The organism is Microbacterium foliorum, from assembly GCF_003367705.1.
Classification (GTDB): domain Bacteria; phylum Actinomycetota; class Actinomycetes; order Actinomycetales; family Microbacteriaceae; genus Microbacterium; species Microbacterium foliorum.
Genome location: NZ_CP031425.1, coordinates 990,080 through 1,010,299 on the forward strand (window position 1 = coordinate 990,080; position 20,220 = coordinate 1,010,299).

The 20,220-nt window shown below is 69.2% G+C and carries 17 protein-coding genes; 10 read left to right on the top strand and 7 right to left on the bottom strand.

Annotated elements, in window-relative coordinates; all coding sequences use genetic code 11:
- Positions 1-26: 26 nt before the first annotated feature.
- From DXT68_RS04525 to DXT68_RS04535, 3 genes are all read left to right on the top strand, one after another.
- Entirely contained in the window at positions 27-965 is a 939-nt protein-coding gene (locus DXT68_RS04525) for an L-lactate dehydrogenase (RefSeq protein ID WP_045253366.1), read from the top strand.
- A 114-nt stretch (positions 966-1,079) separates the two neighbouring features.
- Positions 1,080-1,508: a YciI family protein gene (locus DXT68_RS04530; protein ID WP_045253365.1), complete on the top strand. Its 429-nt coding sequence runs from the start codon at positions 1,080-1,082 to the stop codon at positions 1,506-1,508.
- Between the two features lies 1 nt (position 1,509).
- Complete coding sequence (locus tag DXT68_RS04535) at positions 1,510-2,799, top strand: RNA polymerase sigma factor (RefSeq protein ID WP_045253364.1); 1,290 nt, start codon at positions 1,510-1,512, stop codon at positions 2,797-2,799.
- Positions 2,800-2,888: 89 nt separating this feature from the next.
- Here DXT68_RS04535 and DXT68_RS04540 read toward each other — a convergent pair whose 3' ends face one another.
- Both DXT68_RS04540 and DXT68_RS04545 read right to left on the bottom strand, forming a co-directional pair.
- Positions 2,889-3,161, bottom strand: a complete 273-nt coding sequence (locus DXT68_RS04540; RefSeq protein ID WP_045253363.1) for a GlsB/YeaQ/YmgE family stress response membrane protein — start codon at positions 3,159-3,161, stop codon at positions 2,889-2,891.
- A gap of 167 nt (positions 3,162-3,328) precedes the next feature.
- Entirely contained in the window at positions 3,329-4,258 is a 930-nt protein-coding gene (locus DXT68_RS04545) for a Bax inhibitor-1/YccA family protein (protein ID WP_045253362.1), read from the bottom strand.
- An 87-nt stretch (positions 4,259-4,345) separates the two neighbouring features.
- Between DXT68_RS04545 and DXT68_RS04550 the strand changes: the two genes are divergently transcribed.
- Positions 4,346-5,332 carry a glycerophosphodiester phosphodiesterase family protein gene (locus tag DXT68_RS04550; protein WP_045253447.1) on the top strand — a complete coding sequence of 329 codons (987 nt, stop codon included), beginning with the start codon at positions 4,346-4,348 and terminating at the stop codon, positions 5,330-5,332.
- 98 nt (positions 5,333-5,430) lie between these two features.
- On the opposite strand, the gene DXT68_RS04555 is transcribed toward DXT68_RS04550, so the two are convergent.
- The gene (locus DXT68_RS04555; protein WP_045253361.1) at positions 5,431-5,826 is read right to left on the bottom strand and encodes a YccF domain-containing protein; all 396 of its coding nucleotides are present in this window, start codon (positions 5,824-5,826) and stop codon (positions 5,431-5,433) included.
- 166 nt (positions 5,827-5,992) lie between these two features.
- Here DXT68_RS04555 and DXT68_RS04560 point away from each other — a divergent pair, with 166 nt between their 5' ends.
- The 4 genes from DXT68_RS04560 (at position 5,993) to ligD (ending at position 13,701) form a co-directional block, all read left to right on the top strand.
- Positions 5,993-8,830 (top strand): lamin tail domain-containing protein, encoded by a 2,838-nt coding sequence (locus DXT68_RS04560; RefSeq protein WP_082068856.1) that lies wholly within the window; start codon positions 5,993-5,995, stop codon positions 8,828-8,830.
- A 104-nt stretch (positions 8,831-8,934) separates the two neighbouring features.
- On the top strand, positions 8,935-11,394 hold the full coding sequence (locus DXT68_RS04565) for an ATP-dependent helicase (RefSeq protein ID WP_045253360.1): 2,460 nt from the start codon (positions 8,935-8,937) through the stop codon (positions 11,392-11,394).
- Positions 11,395-11,420: 26 nt separating this feature from the next.
- Complete coding sequence (locus tag DXT68_RS04570) at positions 11,421-12,608, top strand: SseB family protein (RefSeq protein ID WP_052677646.1); 1,188 nt, start codon at positions 11,421-11,423, stop codon at positions 12,606-12,608.
- A 40-nt stretch (positions 12,609-12,648) separates the two neighbouring features.
- The gene (gene ligD / locus DXT68_RS04575; RefSeq protein WP_045253359.1) at positions 12,649-13,701 is read left to right on the top strand and encodes a non-homologous end-joining DNA ligase; all 1,053 of its coding nucleotides are present in this window, start codon (positions 12,649-12,651) and stop codon (positions 13,699-13,701) included.
- Between the two features lie 3 nt (positions 13,702-13,704).
- Here the strand turns inward: ligD and DXT68_RS04580 are convergent, their stop codons facing one another.
- Positions 13,705-14,748 carry an ATP-dependent DNA ligase gene (locus DXT68_RS04580; protein ID WP_045253358.1) on the bottom strand — a complete coding sequence of 348 codons (1,044 nt, stop codon included), beginning with the start codon at positions 14,746-14,748 and terminating at the stop codon, positions 13,705-13,707.
- Positions 14,749-14,898: 150 nt separating this feature from the next.
- The gene (locus tag DXT68_RS04585) at positions 14,899-16,350 is read right to left on the bottom strand and encodes a phytoene desaturase family protein (protein WP_115760460.1); all 1,452 of its coding nucleotides are present in this window, start codon (positions 16,348-16,350) and stop codon (positions 14,899-14,901) included.
- A gap of 128 nt (positions 16,351-16,478) precedes the next feature.
- Here DXT68_RS04585 and DXT68_RS04590 point away from each other — a divergent pair, with 128 nt between their 5' ends.
- A complete protein-coding gene (locus DXT68_RS04590; protein ID WP_045252495.1) occupies positions 16,479-16,877 on the top strand; it encodes a hypothetical protein in 399 nt (132 codons plus the stop codon).
- Between the two features lies 1 nt (position 16,878).
- On the opposite strand, the gene DXT68_RS04595 is transcribed toward DXT68_RS04590, so the two are convergent.
- Together DXT68_RS04595 and DXT68_RS04600 are read right to left on the bottom strand one after the other, a co-directional pair.
- A complete protein-coding gene (locus tag DXT68_RS04595; RefSeq protein ID WP_045252496.1) occupies positions 16,879-18,114 on the bottom strand; it encodes an acyl-CoA dehydrogenase family protein in 1,236 nt (411 codons plus the stop codon).
- A gap of 96 nt (positions 18,115-18,210) precedes the next feature.
- Positions 18,211-18,873 carry a TetR/AcrR family transcriptional regulator gene (locus DXT68_RS04600; RefSeq protein ID WP_045252497.1) on the bottom strand — a complete coding sequence of 221 codons (663 nt, stop codon included), beginning with the start codon at positions 18,871-18,873 and terminating at the stop codon, positions 18,211-18,213.
- Positions 18,874-19,026: 153 nt separating this feature from the next.
- On the opposite strand from DXT68_RS04600, the gene sucC reads away from it, so the two are divergent.
- On the top strand, positions 19,027-20,193 hold the full coding sequence (gene sucC, locus DXT68_RS04605; protein ID WP_045252498.1) for an ADP-forming succinate--CoA ligase subunit beta: 1,167 nt from the start codon (positions 19,027-19,029) through the stop codon (positions 20,191-20,193).
- The last annotated feature ends 27 nt before the right edge of the window (positions 20,194-20,220 follow it).

Consider the following 20,220-nt stretch of genomic DNA (forward strand, 5'->3'; position numbering starts at 1 on the left):
CGCGTCTCATCCGGCAGGATGAGCGTATGACCACGGCGCGGACGAAGATCACGGTTATCGGTGCAGGGAGCGTAGGGGTGAGCGTGGCGTATGCGGCGCTGATCCGGGGGAGTGCGGCCGAGGTCGCGCTCTACGACATCGCGACCGACAAGGTGGATGCCGAGGTGCTCGATCTCGCGCACGGCACCCAGTTCACCTCTGCCTCGGTCAGCGGTGGTTCCGATCTCTCGGTCGTCGACGGCAGCGATGTGATCGTGGTGACCGCCGGGGCGAAGCAGCAGCCGGGGCAGACTCGCATGGAGCTCTCCGGCATCAATGCGCGGCTGCTCGAGACGCTCATGCCGCAGCTCGTCGAGCGTGCGCCCCAGGCAGTGTTCCTCGTCGTGACGAATCCGGCCGATGTCATGACCGTGGTCGCCCAGCGCGTCTCCGGGCTGCCTCCCCACCGGGTGCTCGGATCCGGCACCGTCCTCGACACCTCCCGACTGCGCTGGCGTCTCGCGCACCGGGCGAACGTGAGCACGGCGAGTGTGCACGCCGACATCGTGGGCGAGCACGGCGACACCGAGTTCCCGCTGTGGTCCAATGCGACGATCGGATCCGTGCCGATCCTCGACTGGCCCGCCGACGAGCCGTTCACGGCCGAGGAGCTCGACCGGATCGCGATCGAGGTGCGTGATGCGGCCTACGCCGTCATCCGCGGCAAGGGCGCCACCAACCTCGCCATCGGCGTCAGCTGCGCCCGCATCGCCGAAGCGGTCCTGCGGGACGAGCGGGCTGTCCTCCCGGTCGCGACCGTGCTCGACGGCCAGTACGGCATCGACGGCGTCGCGCTGTCCGTACCCTCTGTGGTGGGCGCGGCGGGTGCAGTGCCGCTGGGGGAGACCCCGATGAGCGCGCACGAGAGGGCTCAGCTGCACGCATCCGCCGCGGCGATCCGCGCGGCGATCGACGAGCTCGGATGAACCGGTCGCAGAGAATCCGGGATTTCTTCGACGGCGATGTCGATCTGAGGTGTTCCCGTTCGACGTCCTGAATGAGAGGGTCGAGAGACGGCCCCACCCACCGAGGAGAACACCATGAAGTACATGCTGATCATGCGATCGAACGACGACGCGGTCGCGGCCTACAAGGAGACGCCCTTCGAGGAGGTCATCGCGGCCATGGGCGCGTACAACGAGTCGCTGATCAAGGCCGGTGTGCTGCTCGCCGGCGAAGGACTCAGCGACGCCGCGGAGGGCTTCGTCGTCGACTTCAGCGCCGAGAAGCCGCTCATCACCGACGGCCCCTACGGCGAGACCAAGGAGCTCTTCAACGGCTTCTGGATCATCGAGGTCGCATCCCGCGAGGAGGCCGCCGAGTGGGCCAGTCGTGCTCCGCTGGGCGCCGGGTCGTTCCTCGAGGTGCGACGGGTGACCGACGAATCCGACTTCCCGGCCGACAACGAGTGGATCGAGAAGGAGAAGGGCTGGCGCGCGGACGAAGAGGCGCGCCGCGCTCAGCAGTGAGATGACAGACGCTCACGACCGCGAGCAGGCCCGCCCCGCCCCTGACGAGGGTGCGCGGCGGGCCGTCGCCGCCGTGTGGCGCATCGAGTCGGCGAAGATCGTCGCCACGCTCACGCGCATGGTCGGCGACTTCGGTCTCGCCGAGGACCTCGCCCAGGAGGCGCTGCTGGATGCGCTGCGCCAGTGGCCGATCGACGGCGTGCCTCGCAACGGAGCCGCGTGGCTGACGGCGGTGGCCAGACGCAAGGCGGTCGACGGATGGCGTCGGCGCGAGCGGCTGGACGAGCGGATGGCGGTGCTCGCCCACGATCTGGAGCGCGAGCGGCATGCGACGACCGATGCTCTGCCGTGGGACCCGGATGCCGTCGACGACGACGTGCTCCGGCTGATCTTCATCTCCTGCCATCCCGTGCTCTCCCGCGAAGCCCAGGTCGCCCTGACGCTGCGTGTCGTGGGCGGCCTGTCGAGCGAGGAGATCGCTCGGGCCTTCCTGGTCCCGACGGCCACAGTGCAGCAGCGGATCGTGCGCGCGAAGAAGACCCTCGCCGCCGCGCACGTGCCGTTCGAGATCCCCCCGCGCGAGCAGCATGCGGAGAGGCTGGGTGGCGTCCTCGGGGTGCTCTATCTCATCTTCAACGAAGGTCATGCGGCCAGCAGCGGTTCGGACTGGATGCGCCCCGAGCTGAGTGCCGAGGCGATCAGACTCACGCGGGTGCTCGTGGCGCTGATGCCGCGCGAGCGCGACCCGCTCAGCCTGCTCGCCCTGATGGAGCTCACGGCCGCACGCTTCGCCGCGAGGGTCGACGCGAACGGGGACCCCGTGCTGCTCGCCGATCAGGACCGGCGGCGCTGGGACCGCGGCCGGATCGTGCGCGGGCGCGACGCGCTCGCCCGCGCAGACTCGCGCGGAACAGGTCGCGGCGCGTACGGACTGCAGGCCGCGATCGCGGAATGCCATGCGGTGGCGGCCTCGGTGCAGGAGACCGACTGGGACCGCATCGTCGTGCTCTATGAGGCACTCGGCCGTATCGCACCGTCACCCGTGGTCGAGCTCAACCGGGCGGCGGCCGTGGCGATGGCTGTGGGTCCGGCATCCGCACTGCAGATCGTGGATGCTCTCGCGGCCTCGGGCGCCCTGGCCGGGTATCACCTGCTTCCTGCGACCCGAGCGGAGCTGCTGCTGCGCCTCGGTCGTCGGGACGAGGCCCGAGGCGAGTTCGCCGTCGCTGCGGCGCTGGCCGGGAACGAGCGCGAGCGCGCGCTGCTCGCCGCCAAGGCCGCGGAGAGCTGACGACGCACCGCGCACACGAAGAACCGCCCTCGCCCACAGCAGTGCTGTCGACGAGGGCGGTTCTGTTCACCGCGCGAGGCGCGATGTGGTCAGCTGCGGGCCTTGTTGCCGCGGCCGACGATCAGGCCGTAGATGAGCAGCACGATGATCGAGCCGCCGATGGCGAGGAGCCAGCTGCTGATCTCGAAGAAGCTGTCGACGCCCACACCGAAGATGGCGGAACCGATCCATCCACCGAGGAGAGCTCCGACGACACCGAGCAGAAGAGTGACGAGCCAGCCGCCACCCTGCTTACCGGGGAGGATGAGCTTTGCGATGGCGCCTGCGATCAGGCCGAGAAGAAGAAATCCGAGAAAACCCATGGTCTGCTCCTTGCTTACTGTGTAAAACCCCTGGGGTGCCGGGGGTTCGTGTGACCACTATTCCTCAGCTGAGTATTTCCCGCATCCCCTTGCGCGGAGGGGGCATCGTATGGCAAGAGGCCCGCCTTCCCTTGCGGGGAGACGGGCCTCTCGACGAACTCGCTCGGTCAGTTGTTTCCGCGCACGATCGCGATGATGCGCAGGATCTCGACGTACAGCCACACGACGGTGACCATGATGCCGAAGGCCCCGAGCCAGCCGTACTTGCGGGGAGCGCCGTTGCGCACGCCCTGCTGGATCTGGTCGAAGTCGAGCACCAGGGAGTAGGCGGCCATGATGACGACGAGGACGCCGATGATGAGACCCAGCGGGATACCCAGGATCTCGACCTTGCTGAGAAGACCGAAGGCCGCGCCCTCGCCGAGGACGCCGGTCCAGGTGAGCACGAGGTTGATCAGCGAGAAGACCAGGTAGCCGACCATGGCGATCATGAAGATCTTCGTGGCCTTCTTCGACGCGCGGATCTTGCCGCTGGCGAAGAGCGCCAGCGTGACGCCGACGACCGAGACCGTCGCCAGAGTCGCCTGGAAGACGATGCCGGGGTAGAGGACCTCGAAGAACGCCGAGATGCCACCGATGAAGAGACCCTCGAAGGCGGCGTACGCGAAGATCAGCGCGGGGCGCACCTTCTTGCGCGAGGTGAACGAGATGACCATCGCGAGGACGAATCCGACGAGGGCGCCGACGATCCACGGCAGCATGTTCGGCTGGAACTGGTCGTACGGGTTCTGCACCGGGGCCGAGAGGCCGCCGAGCGTCCAGACCCAGCCGATGGCTGCGGTGACCAGCAGGATGCCGAAGAGGCCCGCGGTCTTCCAGACCGTGTCCTCGACGGACATGCGGTCGGTCTCGATCGCGCCGGCCGGGGGAGCGGCGTACATGCCCTCCAGCTGGGCGTTCGCGGCGGCATCCATCGTGCCGTGCTGGAACGAGGCGGTCTGCGCACCCTGAGCGCCCTGCGGCGCACCCGGGTAGGTCGCGACGTTGCGCGGATCCTGCTGCTGGAACGCCGGATTGTTGAAGGCGAAGTTGCTCATGGTGGGCCTCACTCCAAAGGGGTTGTAGGTCGCTTTCCTCCACGATACCCGCCCTGGCGGGTCGTGAGGGTGTCCTACGCTGAGATCGTGCCCAGCAAATCGCCGCTCGTGATCGGGCATCGCGGTGCGCCCGGCTACCGTCCGGAACACAGCAGATCGTCGTACGAGCTCGCTCTCGCGATGGGGGTGGACGCCGTGGAGCCCGATGTCATCGCGACCAAGGACGGCGTGCTCATCGTGCGGCACGAGAACGAGATCTCGGGGACGACCGACATCGCTGCGCATCCGGAGTTCGCCGATCGACGGACGACGAAGCGCGTGGACGGCCATGCGCTGACCGGCTGGTTCACCGAGGACTTCACCTGGGACGAGCTCGCGACGCTCCGCAGCCGGGAGCGCCTGCCCGAGCTGAGGGCGTCCAGCGCGAGCGCCGACGGAGCCGAGCCGATCCTCCGTCTGGTCGACGTGCTCGATCTGGTGCGCGACGGCGCGCGCGAGCACGGGCGCGACATCGGCGTGGTGCTCGAGGTGAAGCACGCCACGCACTTCGCGGGTATCGGCCTCGATCTCGCTGCGCTGATCGAACGCGATCTGCGCGCTGCCGGCTGGGCCGACGGCGGGCTGCCGCTGATCATCGAGAGCTTCGAGCAGACCGTGCTGGGGCAGCTGAAGACCCGCGGCATCATCGCGTCCTACGTCTATCTCGTCGAGGCGTCCGGACGCCCGTACGACCTGGTCTCCGCCCTCGGCACGCACGCCCCCGACTATCCGTCCGCGGTGACCCCGCGCGGGCTCGACGACCTGGTCGGCGCGGTCGACGGCGTCAGCGTCGACAAGCGGATGCTGCTCGCCGCAGGCAGCAGCATCGTCGCCGATGCCCACGCTCGCGGGCTCGAGGTCTTCACCTGGACCTGCCGGCCCGAGAACGCCTTTCTCGCGAAGAGGTTCCGTGGCCGGGGCGGCCCCGCCGCATTCGGCGACTACGAGGCGGAGTGGGGCGTCATCGCGGGCACCGGGGTCGACGGCGTCTTCGTCGACCATCCCGATCTGGGCGTCGCGTTCTTCCGGGGGTGAACGTCGCGTTCCTCCGGCGGGACTGAGCAAGCTTCAGAGCGGGCCGAGAGCGTCGGGCACGGCGCGATCCAGGTGCAGTGCGCGCAGCTGCCGAGCGGTCAGAGGGTGCGGTCGAAAGCACCCTTGCGAGACACGATCTCCTTGCCGAGGGGCATCAGCGAGACCGGCACCATCTTGAAGTCGGCGATGCCCAGGGGGATGCCGATGATCGTGACGCACAGCGCGAGCCCGGAGACGATGTGACCGATCGCCAGCCACCAGCCGGCGAGGACGACCCAGAGCACGTTGCCGAGGAACGAGCCGACACCCGAAGTCGGCTTGCTCACGATCTCGCGTCCGAACGGCCAGATGGCGTAGCGCGCGATGCGGAACGACGCGATCGCCCACGGGATCGTCACGATCGGGATGCACAACAGGATCCCCGCGAGCATGTAGCCGAGGAAGAGGGCGAGGCCGGCGAAGATCAGCCAGATGACGTTGAGGATCGTGCGCACGTCTCGATTGTCGCATCGGGAGTCTGAGCAACCGCCTCGCCGCCCTGCAGGGTCGGCAGGGTGAATGGCCACCGGGCGTTCACCGTCCGTGCACCGGCGGGTCGCGCGGCCGCCATGCGGGGTCGGTGGTGTGGGGTCATCCCCGTCTGATTCCCTCAGGAGACCCATGTCCCGCCTGCACACCGCGGCTGCGGTCACGACGGTCTGCGCCCTCAGCGCAGCCGCACTGCTCGCCGTCCCCGTCGCCGCCGCCGGAGCCGAACCCGGCATCCGCATCAACGAAGTCGAATCCAGTGGCGGCGTCCCCGGCGACTGGATCGAGTTCGTCAACCCGTCGGCCGTCGTCGTCGATCTCAGCGGCTATGTCGTCAAGGACGACGGTGACGACGAGTCGTACACGTTCCCGGCAGGCACGACCCTCGAACCGGGCGCCTACCTGGTGCTCGACGAGGTCGACGCCGGCGTCGGCGACTTCACCTTCGGGCTCGGCAAGGCCGACCGGGTGCGGCTGTTCGATCCGAACGGCGTCCTCGCCGACGAGACGGCCTGGACTCAGCATGCCGAGGTCACGTGGGGTGCGCGCGAGACCGCGGGCACGATCGAGTGGGCGGCCACGAGCGCCTCCACCCGGGGCGCGGCCAACGTGTTCGCGGCCGATGACCCCGCGGGCGGCACGATCGCCATCAACGAGGTCGACTCGCAGCCGGCGGACTGGATCGAGTTCCACAACGCGGGCGATGCTCCCCTCGACATCTCCGGATACGAGATCCGCGACAACTCCGACGACCACCGCTGGCAGTTCCGGCCGGGCACCGAGATCGCGGCCGGAGAGTTCCTCGTCGTCGATGAGGCCTCCATCGGACTCGTCGACGGCGTCGAGACCGCGTTCCGTGATCCGATCGGCATCGGCAGCGCCGACCGCATCCGGCTCTTCGACGCCGCCGGCGTCCTGGTCGACGACACGCTGCCCTGGGCGGGCCACGCCGCGGTCGACGGCGACGTCGCCGCTGCGACGCTCGCACGCTGTCCCGACGGCGAGGGGGCCTTCGTGCTCGCCTACTCGACCCCGGGGGCGGCGAACTCGTGCGTGATGCCCGACGTCGTCATCAACGAGATCGAGTCCGACGGAGATGCGACCGACTGGGTCGAGGTGGTCAACACCGGCAGCACCCCGGTGGATCTCTCCGGCTGGACCGTGATGGACGGCGATCCGGTCGGCCATGCGGCGGAGGCGACTCCGCTGCCGACCGGCACGATCATCGAGCCAGGCGGATACTTCGTGTTCGACCAGCCGACGGACTTCGTGTTCGGTCTGGGCAACGGCGACACCGTCACTCTGCGCGACGCGAGCCTCGGCGTCGTCGACGAGCACGTGTACCTCGAACATGCCGCAGGCGTGCTCGCCCGCTGCGCCGACGGCAGTGGAGACTTCGTCGACATCGCCGTTTCGACCAAGGGCTCGCGCAACGCCTGTGGCACCCCCGTGCGCATCAACGAGGTCGAGTCCGACGGCGGATCGCCCGACGACTGGGTCGAGCTCGTGAACCCGACCGCATCCGCACTCGATGTGTCGGGGATCGTCGTGAAGGACGACGACGACACCCACTCCTACGTGATCCCGGCAGGTACGACGATCTCGGCCGGTGCGTATCTCGTGATCGAGCGCGACGCACTCGGTTTCGGACTGGGCGACGGAGACGCGGTGCGTGTCTTCGACGGTGACCTGCTCGTCGATTCGACCACGTGGGGTGCCGGGCACGCGACCACCACGTGGGGGCGCTGCCCCGACATCACCGGAGCGTTCGCCGCGACGGCGGAGAGCACGAAGGGCGTCGCGAACGTCTGCGCCGGAGAGGTCGCGGTCTCGACCTGGCCAGGGTCGGCCGAGGTGCGTGTGCTCGACACCACGCCGACGTTCCTCGAGGACAGTTCAGGCCTGGACGTGCAGGAGACGACGGACGGCGCGTTCCTCTGGGCCGTCGACAACGGCGACGGACGCATCTGGAAGCTGGAGGCACACGCCGACGGCTCGTTCTCGCAGCTCGAGGGCTGGGAATCCGGCAAGCGGGTGCGGTTCCAGAAGGATGCCGCCGACCCCGACGCCCCGGGTCCTGACACAGAGGGCATCACGGTCGACGGCGACGGAGACGTCTACGTCGCCTCCGAGCGCGACAACAGTGCGAAGGGAGTGAACGAGAACACCGTGCTCAAGGTGGACCCGGAGGCGGCCTCCGGCGATCTCGTCGCCCAGCAGGAGTGGGACCTCACGGCTCTGCTGCCGGCCGTCGGTGCGAACCTCGGCATGGAGGCCGTGCAGTGGGTTCCGGACACCGCCCTGCGCGGCACGCTCTTCGACGTCAACACGGGCGCGGCCTACGACTCGATTGACTACGCCGGTCACGGTGATGGCCTGTTCTTCGTCGCCGTCGAGGACAACGGTCATGTGTACGCCTTCGCGCTCGCTGCCGACGGCACCGCGACGCTGGTCTCGGAGATCGCACCCGGGCTCGCCGGAGTGATGGCGCTCGACTACGACAGCGTGCTCGACGTGCTGTGGGCGGTGTGCGACGACGGCTGCCACGGTCAGTCGGCCCAGATCACGCTGAACGGCACCGCGCAGCCCGGTGTGGCGCACTTCGCCCGCCCTGCCGGCATGCCCGACATCAACAACGAGGGCTTCGCGACCGCGCCCGCCTCGCTGTCGGTCGACGGACAGCGCCCCGTGTGGTGGTTCGCCGACGGCTTCGCGTCGGAGGCGCTGCGGGTCGGAACCCTTCCCGGCGGCACGGCGGAGAACCCCGGAGAGAACCCCGGCGAGGACCCCGGCGGGAACCCGGGCGGCCAGACGCCGCCTCTGCCCGACACCGCTGTCACCGGCGAGAACCGCGACAGCGGCGCGCTCGCGGTCACCGGAGCCGAGCTGCCGGTGGCGTCGCTGCTGCTGGCGCTGACGCTGGTGGTCGCCGGCATGATCGTGGTCGGTCGTCGGCGCCGCACCGGCTGAGACACGGATCGAGGACGGAGGGTGTGCGGAGTCGCTCCGCGCCCCCTCCGTCGCGCTCGGGCCGGTGCCGTCGTGTCGGTGGCTCGGCCTAGACTCATAAGGCCATGACCGAAGCCCCTCTCATCGTCCCCGGATCCGTCGGCCCACGCTCCACAGGGGCGCAGGGGCACGACGATCTGCTCGCCGGCCTCAACCCTCAGCAGCTCGAGGCTGTGACCTATCGCGGGCCCGCTCTGCTCATCGTGGCGGGTGCAGGTTCGGGCAAGACCAGCGTGCTCACGCGCCGCATCGCGTCGCTCCTGAGGTCGCGAGAGGCCTGGCCGAGCCAGATCCTGGCGATCACCTTCACCAACAAGGCCGCGGGCGAGATGCGCGAGCGCGTCGAGGGGATCGTCGGTGAGGCGGCGAAGGGCATGTGGATCTCGACGTTCCACTCCGCGTGCGTCCGCATCCTGCGCCGCGAGGCCCAGCAGTTCGGCTTCACGAAGTCGTTCACCATCTACGACTCCGGGGATTCGCGAGCGCTCATCAAGCGACTCGTCAAAGAGCACGAGGCCGACGCCTACGGGCTCACCCCGGGTGCGGTGCAATCGCGGATCTCGAAGCTCAAGAACGAGCTGTCCGACGCCGACGCCTATGCCCGCCAGGCGAACATGTCCGATCCCGCCGAGCGCATCTTCGTCGAGCTGTTCGCCGACTACCAGCGCCAGCTGCAGAAGGCCAACGCGTTCGACTTCGACGATCTGATCGGGCAGACGGTGTATCTGTTCCGCGCGTTCCCCCAGGTCGCCGACACCTACCGCCGTCGATTCCGACACGTCCTCGTCGACGAGTACCAGGACACCAATCACGCGCAGTACGCGCTGATCCACGAGCTGACGCGACCGGTGACGGGCGAGTCGTCCGACCCGTATGCCTCCAACGGCATGATGATCTTCGAGCCCGACACCACTCCGGAGCTCGAGGGCGCGTCCCTCACCGTGGTCGGCGACTCCGACCAGTCGATCTACGCGTTCCGTGGAGCCGACATCCGCAACATCAGCGAGTTCGAGCGCGACTTCCCCGGGGCGCGCGTCGTGCTGCTCGAGCAGAACTATCGTTCGACGCAGAACATCCTCTCGGCGGCGAATGCCGTGATCGGCAACAACTTCGACCGCAAAGACAAGAAGCTCTGGAGCGACAAGGGCGACGGCGACGCGATCATCGGCTTCACCGGCTACTCGCAGCACGACGAGGCGCAGTTCGTCGCCGACGAGGTCGAGTCGCTGCGACGTTCCGGCATGCCCTACTCCGAGATGGCTGTCTTCTACCGCACCAACTCGCAGTCGCGTGCGCTCGAAGAGATCTTCATCCGCTCGGCGGTGCCGTACAAGATCATGGGCGGCACGAAGTTCTACGAGCGCGCCGAGATCAAAGACGCGCTCGCCTACCTCGTCGCGGTGGCGAATCCCGCCGACGAGATGGCTGTGCGGCGCATCCTGAACAAACCGCGCCGCGGCATCGGCGACGTGTCCGAGTCCGCGATCGCGCGCTTCGCCGATGCGCACGAGATCACCTTCCGGCAGGCGCTGTCGGTGCCCGACCAGCTGGGTTTCGGTCCGAAGATCCAGGCGGGCATCGCGCAGCTCGACGCCGTCCTCGCCGAAGCGACCGAGATCATGCTGCCCGCGTCGGGCGAGCTCCCGCCGCCGACCTCGGTGGCCGACGGGCTGAGCGTGCTGCTGTCGAAGAGCGGCTACCTCGATGCGCTCCGCGCCAGTCGCGACCCGCAAGACGAGGCGCGGGTCGAGAACCTCGACGAGTTCGTCGCGGTGGCCCGGGACTTCGCCCGCAACAACCCCGAGGGCACCATCGTCGACTTCCTCACCGAGGTCGCCCTGGTGTCCGATGCCGACGACCTCGACGACGAGTCGGGCTCCGTCTCGCTGATGACGATGCACACGGCGAAGGGGCTGGAGTACGACGCCGTCTTCGTCACCGGAGTCGAAGAAGACCTGATCCCGCACCGCATCTCGGCCGGCGAACCCGGTGGTCCTCAGGAGGAGCGCCGTCTCTTCTACGTGGGCATCACCCGCGCGCGCAAGCGTCTGCACCTGTCGCTGGCGATGACGCGGGCGCAGTTCGGCGAGGTCACGGTCGCCATGCCGAGTCGCTTCCTGCAGGAGATCCCGGCGGGGCTCATCGACTGGCGCCAGTCGCCGGGCGACGTGAACTCGCGCGGCGGAACGCAGTCACGGGCGCTGAACGCGCGACGCGCAGGTGGCTTCGGCGGATCGGCGTCGGGGTCCGGCGACCGCTTCGCGGTCAAGCAGCTCCCCGGACGCGACGCGCTGAAGCCGCTGTCGACGGCCATGGACAAGTTCCCGAACCGTGTCACGGCGAAGATGCGCGACAACGGGGATCTCGAGCTCACCGCCGGCGATCGCATCCGCCACTCCGACTTCGGTGAGGGGCGCGTCGACGCCGTGACCGGTGAAGGGGCCAAGCGCATCGCGCACGTGCGCTTCGACTCCGCCGGTCAGAAGAAGCTCCTCATCAAGGTCGCGCCGATCGAGAAGATCTGAGGCGACCTGCGGTTAGGCTGGCTGATATGGCCCTGTTCTCACGCCGCAAGAAGTCCGCAGACGACGTCGCCGCCGACCAGAGCGAGACCCAGCCCGTCGCCGACCCGAGCGGGATCCGGCCCGGCTCCGAGGTCGCGTCCGACACCGATGCCGCTTCTGACACAGGCACCGCCTCCGCGTCGGATGCCGTCGCCGAGCAGCCCGAGATCGCACCGACCATCGGCATCTCGGTGCAGGCGTTCCGAGGCGTGGGCGCGCAGGCGGGGCCCGAGGTCGCTCTGCCCGACCCCGATGCCACGTCCGCGGCGCCCTCCGCCGCCGCAGGCACCGCGGCGCCGTCGGCGCCTTCAGCAGCACCCGCGCCGGAGCCCGTCCGTCGGCTGCCGCTGGCCCCCGCGCTGCCGCCGGAGCAGACCGAGACGGTCGCCGGCATGAAAGACAACGTCCTGCTGCGCGAGTCGCTCAAGGAGATCGAGCAGGGTGCGACGAACGAGCAGCTCCTCGGCGTGCTCCGCCAGGCGCTGCAGGGGCACCTCTACATCCGCGTGAACGGCGACGCCCGGGCCCAGATCAGCGAGGGCAAGCCGCTCGCGGTGGCAGTCGTGCGCGACGGCGAACGCCAGTTCATGCTCGGGTTCAGTTCCGCCGCCGCCGTGCGCGACTCCGTGCAGCTCGAGAAGGACCCGGCGGCGACCTCTGCTGTCGCTCAGCCGGTGACCTCGGTGCTGCAGCAGGTCGTCTCGGGTGACTTCGCCGGTCTGATCGTCGACAACGCGTCGGCCCCGCACCGGGTGGTGTTCCCCACCGAACTTCTGCAGAAGGCTCTCGAGCAGGCCGATGTCGACATGACGGTCAAGTCCCTCATCGCCGCACCTCGCGAGCAGGACTCGGAGTCGAAGGTGGGCGAGGCGCTCGCCAAGACGCGCATGTGGGTGGCCGTGAACGAAGGCGGCACCGGCGGGCAGGTCGGGATCGCCGAAGCGCAGACGCCCGACGGCCGACGGTTCCTGCAGCTGTTCTCGCATCCGCTCGAGGTGCTCGCGCTCGGCCGAGGCGATCGTCCGCTGCCGTTCGAGCCGTCGCAGCTCGCCTCTCTGCTCTCGAACCACCTCGACATGGCCGGCGTCATCATCGACCCCGCGGGGCCGAGCATCGTCGTCGAGCGCGAGGGGCTCACCTCGGTGATGATCCTGTCGGTCGACGTGGGGGAGTGACCTGCTTCCGCCCGTCGCGCCGGCGCTCTAGGGTCGGAACATGGCCTCAGAACGCATCCCCCTGACCGTCGCGGATCCGGATGTCGAGCGCGAGGTCGTGCTGTCCAGCCCGAATCGGGTGATCTGGCCCGATGCGGGGATCACCAAGGCCGAGCTCGCCGAGTACCTGCAGATCGTCAGCGGACCGTTCCTCGAGGCGAACGGCAACCGGCCCGTCTCGCTCGAGCGGTTCCGCGACGGCATCGCCGGTGACGGCTTCTTCTCGAAGAACCCGCCGAAGGGCACGCCCGAGTACGTCGATGCGGTGACGGTCACGTACAACAGCGGTCGACGGCATCCGCAGATCGTGCTCAACCGACCGAGTGCGATCGTCTGGGCTGCGCAGATGAACACGATCGTCTTCCACCCGTGGGCGTCGCTCGCCTCGGATCCCGACAACCCCGTCGAGTTGCGGATCGATCTCGACCCGCAGCCCGGCACCGGCTTCTCCGATGCGATCGTCGCCGCGCACGCCTTGCGCGAAGTGCTGAGCGAGGCGGGACTCGACGCGTTCATGAAGACCAGCGGCAACCGCGGTCTGCACGTGTTCGCTCCCATCGAGCCATCGCACGAATTCCTCGAGGTCCGGCACGCCGTGATCGCCGCCGGTCGGGAACTGGAGCGACGCATGCCCGATAGGGTCACCATGAACTGGTGGAAGGAGGAGCGCGGCGAGCGGATCTTCATCGACTTCAACCAGGCCAATCGCGACCGCACGATGGCCGGCGCGTACAGCCCGCGGGCACTGCCCGGCGCCACCGTGTCGATGCCGGTGCGATGGGACGAGCTCGACGGAGTTGACCCCTCGAGCTTCACGGTGCGCAGCGTCCCCTCGCGTCTCGAGGAGGCCGGCGACGCGTGGGCGGGGATGCAGCAGAAGCCCGGGCGCATCGACACGCTGCTCGCGTGGTGGCAGCGCGACACCGAGGCGGGGCTGGGGGAGCTCTCGTTCCCGCCGGAGTTCCCCAAGATGCCCGGCGAGCCTCCGCGCGTGCAGCCGAGCAAGAAGGTCGCCGCGCACTGGGACGAGAACGGCGACCCCGTCGAGGAGTGAGCCTCAGCCGAGGACGTCGGCCAGGTCGTAGCCGGCGACGGTGTCGAGCTGGTCGTAGGTGCACGATCGCGCGTCGCGGTCGGGGCGCCAGCGCGCGAACTGCACGGTGTGCCGGAAGCGCGATCCCTCGAGCTGGTCGTAGCGCACCTCCAGTACGCGCTCGGGGCGCAGCCGCACGAACGAGACATCCTTCGAGCCGCTGAACCGCGAGCGTTCGCCCTCGTCCGTCACCGCCGCACCCGCGTCGTCGCGTTCGACGAGCGGGGCGAGCTCATCGATGAGCTCTCTGCGGCGCACGTCGCTCCAGGCCGCGACGCCGCCCACCTGCCGCAGCGTCCCGTCCGAGTCGAACAGGCCGACGAGCAGCGAGCCGACGCCCGACCCGGATCTGTGGATGCGGTAGCCGAGGGCGACGACGTCGGCGGTGCGCGCGTGCTTGACCTTGATCAGGGTCCGCGTGCCCGCGGCGTAGGGCTGATCCAGGGGCTTGGCCACCACGCCGTCGAGGCCCGCGCCCTCGAACTCCTGCAGCCAGCGCACGGCGGCGTCGCGGTCGCGCGTCGTCCGTGTGATGTGCAGCGGATGCGCGACCTCGGACATCAGGGTCTCGAGTCGGGCGCGGCGCTGCTCGAACGGCGTCGTCAGCAGATCTTCGTCGCCCAGGGCGAGCAGGTCGAAGGCGATGAACATGGCCGGGGTCCGGGTCGCCAGTGTCGCCACCCGCGACGCCGCGGGGTGGATGCGCTGGCTCAGCGCCTCCCAGTCGAGGCGCTGTGCGCCGACCGGCCCGGTGGCGACGACGATCTCGCCGTCGAGCAGGCACGGCTGCGGCAGGATCCGCGGAACCGCCTCCACCAGCTCCGGAAAATACCGGGTGAGCGGCTTGGCCCCGCGGGAGCCGATCTCGACGCTGTCGCCGTCCCACGCGAGCAGGCCGCGGAAACCGTCCCATTTGGGTTCGAACAGCAGTCCGCCGGCGTACTTCGCGGGGTCGGGCACCGTCGGTGCCGCCTTCGCCAGCATCGGGGAGGGGATCACGTAGCGCATGGGTCCATCCTGGCGAAGGACGCGCCGCGGCAGAAGAGGGGGCGTGCGCGTCTCAGCATGGATCGCCCCGAACCGATCGGACGTCGCGGAGAACGGCGGTGCGTGCCGAATGATGCTGAGTCGTGAACGGAGTGGCGTCGCGCCCTCGACTCAGCCGAACAGGTCGTCGAGCGTCACGCGTGACCCCGCGTCGTGCACTGCGGTGCGTGCGGCGTGCCAGCCGGCCATCCCGTTGACTCCGGGTCCGGGCGGCGTGGAGGCCGAAGCGAGGTACACGCCCCGCATCGGTGTGCGCCAGGGGGCGGTGCTGAGGATCGGGCGCCGGATCGCCTGCGGGATCGTGAACGCGCCGCCGAGGATGTCGCCGCCGATCTCCGACGGGTTGATCGCCTCCCGCGAGGAAGCGGGCACCGAGTGGTGCGCGAGGATCAGATCGCGGAAGCCCGGCGCGAATCTCTCCACCTGGCGGGTGATGAGCTCGGTGGCGTCGAGGTCGGAGCCGTGCGGCACGTGGATGTAGGCCCAGAGCACGGCCTTCCCCTCGGGCGCGCGGGTGGGATCGAAGATCGAGGGCTGCACGGTGAGGGCGTACGGGCGCTCGCTGACGCGCCCACGGGCGACCTCGTTCTCGCTCCGCCACACCTCGGCCCTGGTGCCGCCGATGTGGACGGTCGGGGCGAGGGCGACCTCGGGGTGCGTCCAGGGGATGGGGCCGTCGAGGGCGAAGTCCACTTTCGCCGCGCCGGGTCCGTAGCGGAAGCCGCGGATCGAGCGCGCGTAGCGGGCGGGGACGTCGGGGTGGGTGAGGGCGAGCCGGGGCGACGTGTTCAGCATCAGCAGGTCGCCGCGTGACGGGTCGCCCCAGTCGAGCGCGTCCAGATCCGTGACGTGGTGCCCGGACTCGACGGACCCGCCGTGTGCCTCGAGATCGGCGACGAGGGCATCCGCGATCTGCTGCGACCCGCCGCGCGGGTACACCCAGCCGCCGGCGTGGGCCTCGGCGGCGAGCAGCAGGCCGGCTGCTGCTCCGGCGAGGGTGGGGAGCGGCGTCGGAGGATGCGCCAGCACGCCAGCGATCAGTGCGGCGGCCTCTTCGGTGCGGAACGTGCGCGCGGCCAGGGCGGTGCCCTGGTCGAGCATCCGCAGGGCGAAGCGCAGAGCGGTCAGCGGCTGGCGGGGCATCCGCAGCATCTGATTCCCGGTGAAGTCCGCGACGCCCTCGACGTGCGTGCTGAGCGGGCGCAGGAGAGCCAGCCACGCGCGCTCGTCGACCCCGAGCGCGGCTGCGGTGCGCTCGATGTCGCGCCACGCGATGCCCGCTCTGCCGCCGTCGAGAGGGTGCGCGTACGAGACGTCCGGATGGATCCACTCGATGCGTTCGGACAGACCGAACGCCTGGAAGAACGGGGAGGCGACGGCGGAGGGGTGCACGGCCGCGCACACGTCGTGCCGGAAACCGGGGAGCGTCGAGTCGAGGGTGCGGAGACCGCCGCCGATGGTGTCGGAGGCTTCGAGGACCCGCACCTCGTATCCCGCGCGGGCGAGGGTCACGGCCGCCGCGAGGCCGTTCGGTCCGGAGCCGATGATCGTCGCGCGTGCCATACGGCCAGTCTTCCACGTCCGGACGTGAGATCCTTGAAGAGATGAATGAAGTCCAGGGGCCTACCCCCACCGGAAACTCCCGCCCATACCGCACCCTCGCCGAAGCGCTCCGCGCACACAGGATCGCAGTGGAGAACCACGAGTTCATCACCGCCATCACCGACGCCGTCGGCATCTCGTCGTACATCGACCGGGGGCGCTACATCGAGGCGGTCCGCCGGGGAGAGGGCGCCAGCCTTCACATCGGCAAGACCTACACCAACGGGTTCACCGAGGACGAGGTCGTCGTCGTCGGTTCGGCCCCGCTGCGTCTGCGGGCGAGCGAGGGACGTGAACCGTACTTCTACGTGACGCACCCGAGCGAGTTCCGTCCGATCGCTCCCGTCAAGGCCAAGCGGTCGACGACTCCTCGCGTCGCGGCATCCCCCAGCGTTCCGCGCACACCGAAGCCGGCCGAACGCGACTACGGGGTGTGCGATGTCTGCTTCATGGTGAAGACGCCCGCCGGCGGATGCGGCTGCGACTGACTCAGGCGAAGGCGCTCATCCCGGTGATGTCACGGCCGAGCAGCAGGGCCTGCACGCTCTCGGTCCCCTCGTAGGTGTGGATGGCCTCGATGTCGGCCATGTGCTGCATCACGCCGTTCTCGAGCAGGATCCCGTTGCCGCCGAGCAGATCACGGGCGATCGACGCCACCCGGCGGGCGGCGCGGGTGTTGTGGAACTTCGCCAGTGATGCCTGCGTGGGGCGGAGTTCGCCCGCGGTCTCGAGGTCGGCGAGGCGGCGGCAGTAGAGCTGCATGGCGGTGAGGTCCTCGAGCATGTGGGTCAGCCGCTCCTGCACCATCTGGAACTTGGCGAGAGGCTTGCCGAACTGGATGCGCTCCCGCGAATAGGCGAGGGCTGCTTCGTAGCAGGCGGTGGCATGGCCGAGTGCCGACCAGGCGACGCCGGACCGGGTCGCGTAGAGCACGATCGATGCGTCCTTGAAGCTCTTCGTCCCCGGAAGCACGGCATCGAGTGGCACGCGCACGTCGTCCAGCACGATGTGCGCCTGGTGGATGGCGCGCAGCGAGGCCTTGCCGCGGATCGGCGTCCCGGTGTATCCCGGGGTGTCCTGTTCCACCAGGAAGCACCGGACGGCTCCGTGCTCCGGAGCGGACTCGTCGTCGACGCGAGCCCAGACGAAGGTGATGCCGCCGGATGCCCCGTTGCCGATCCACTTCTTGGCGCCGCGGATGACCCACTCCTCGCCGTCGCGCCGCGCCACCGTCTCGAGCGACACGGAGTCCGATCCGTGGTCCGGTTCGGTGAGGGCGAAGGATCCGAACACCGAGCTGTCGGCGAGGGCTGTGAGCCATCTCTGCTGCTGCTCATCCGAGCCGAAGAGGGCGAGGGTGCGCAGAGCGAGCCCGCCCTGCACGGCGAGCACGGTGCCGAGCGAGCCGTCCCCGCGGGAGATCTCCATGTTCACGAGGCCCGCCGCGAGAGGGGAGAGCCGGGTGAGCGACGCGTGCTCGATCCCGTCGACCACCAGATCCATCTCGCCCATGCGACGGGCGGCCTCCAGCGGGTACTCGGCGCGATCCCAGGCGTCGGCCATCTGCGGGCCCACCTCGTCGATGTAGGCCTTGGCGCGGTCCCAGGCGGATCTGTCGGCCTCGGGGATGTCGGCGAAGACGGCGTAGTAGTCGCTGTCCTGACGGCCGGTGATGTCGTACGACGAGACGCGCTCGCCGGGGAAGGGAGATGCTGCGGTGCTCATGGAGACTCCTTCGTGGCACCAAGTATCGTACTCCCCGATACTCGGTTCCACGACTCCCGATACGCGGGTGCCCCGTTGCCGCGACGGATCCGCGCGTCAGTCGAGCTGCGTGCGCAGCCGACGCGTGACCTCGGCCACCGGCATCGAGCGCGGGAACACCGCGACCACGAGATCGTCGGGCGCCGCCGCCGCAGAGTCCGCGGGCACGCCGTACCGTCGCCTGACGTCGGCGAGTGCGGTCTGCAGGGTCGACACCGGCACCTTCTTCTTGCCGCGGAGCAGCTGGCGCAGCACATGGTTGTGCACGGCGGTGACGAGCGCCGAGAAGCCCACCGCATCGAGCGGATCGATGCCGGGGAGCGCACTGCGCAGATAGTCGTCGAACAGCCGCTCATAGCGGAACACCGTGATGATCTCCCGTTCGCGCAGCACCGGAACCTGACGCACGATCTGATACCGGCGGCGAGCCATCTCCGGGTCGTGCGCGAAATGCGCGAAGACCGACTCGGATGCCGCGCACACGGCACCCCACGGATCCTCGTGTCCCTCGGCGAGGAACTCCCGGAGCTTGTCGAGCAGCGCCTCGTGATCCGCGAACACGACGTCCTCCTTGCCGCCGAACTGGCGGAAGAACGTCGATCGGGAGACGCCTGCGGCCTTCGCGATCTGCTCGACCGAGGTCTGATCGAAACCCTGCGTCGCGAACAGCTCGAGCGCTGCGGCCACGACGCCGGTGCGCGGTTCTGCGGATTCGTGCATGGGATGAGCCTAGACCTCGGCCTCAGCCCGTGCCGTCGCCGCTGCGGAGGGGAGGACGCCGGGAGCGCTCAGCTCCAGGTACTAGGCTGGGGGACTGGTCGATGTCTCGACATCGAGAGAATTACCAGACAGCAGCCCAGTGAAGGAACCACAGTGGATCTGTACGAGTACCAGGCACGAGACGTTTTCGAGAAGTACGGAGTGCCGGTTCTCGCCGGCATCGTCGCGGACACACCGGAAGAGGTGAGGGCGGCCGCCGAGAAGATCGGCGGAGTGGTCGTCGTCAAGGCTCAGGTGAAGACCGGCGGCCGTGGAAAGGCGGGCGGCGTCAAGGTCGCCAAGACCCCCGATGAGGCCTACGAGGCGGCGAAGGCCATCCTCGGCCTCGACATCAAGGGCCACGTCGTCAAGCGCGTCATGGTCGCGCAGGGCGCACGCATCGCCGAGGAGTTCTACTTCTCCGTGCTGCTCGACCGCGCCAACCGCTCCTACCTGAGCCTGTGCTCGGTCGAGGGCGGCATGGAGATCGAGGAGCTCGCCGTCGAGCGCCCCGAGGCGCTCGCGCGCGTCGAGGTCAACCCGCTCACGGGCATCGACAAGGAGAAGGCCGTCGAGATCGCCCGTGCGGCGAACTTCCCGGAAGACCTCGTCGAGAAGGTCTCCGACGTGTTCGTGAAGCTCTTCGACGTCTACAAGGGCGAAGACGCGACGCTCGTCGAGGTCAACCCGCTGGTGCGCACCGAAGAGGGCGACATCATCGCGCTCGACGGCAAGGTCACCCTCGATGACAACGCCTCCGAGATCCGCCACCCCGAGCACGAGGCGCTCGAGGACAAGGACGCCGCCGACCCGCTCGAGGCGAAGGCCAAGGCCTCCGGCCTCAACTATGTGAAGCTCGACGGCGAGGTCGGCATCATCGGCAACGGCGCGGGACTCGTCATGTCGACGCTCGATGTGGTCGCCTACGCCGGTGAGAACCACAACGGCGTGAAGCCCGCCAACTTCCTCGACATCGGCGGTGGAGCCTCGGCCGAGGTCATGGCCGCGGGCCTCGACGTCATCCTCGGCGACCCGCAGGTCAAGAGCGTGTTCGTCAACGTCTTCGGTGGCATCACGGCGTGCGACGCCGTGGCGAACGGCATCAAGGGCGCTCTCGAGACGCTGGGCGCCACGGCGTCCAAGCCGCTCGTCGTGCGTCTCGACGGCAACCGCGTCGACGAGGGCCGCGCGATCCTCGCCGAGTACGCGCACCCGCTGGTCACCCTGGCCGCCACGATGGACGAGGGCGCCGACAAGGCCGCCGAGCTCGCCAACGCCTGACCCTTCAACAGGCTCAGAGACCGGATT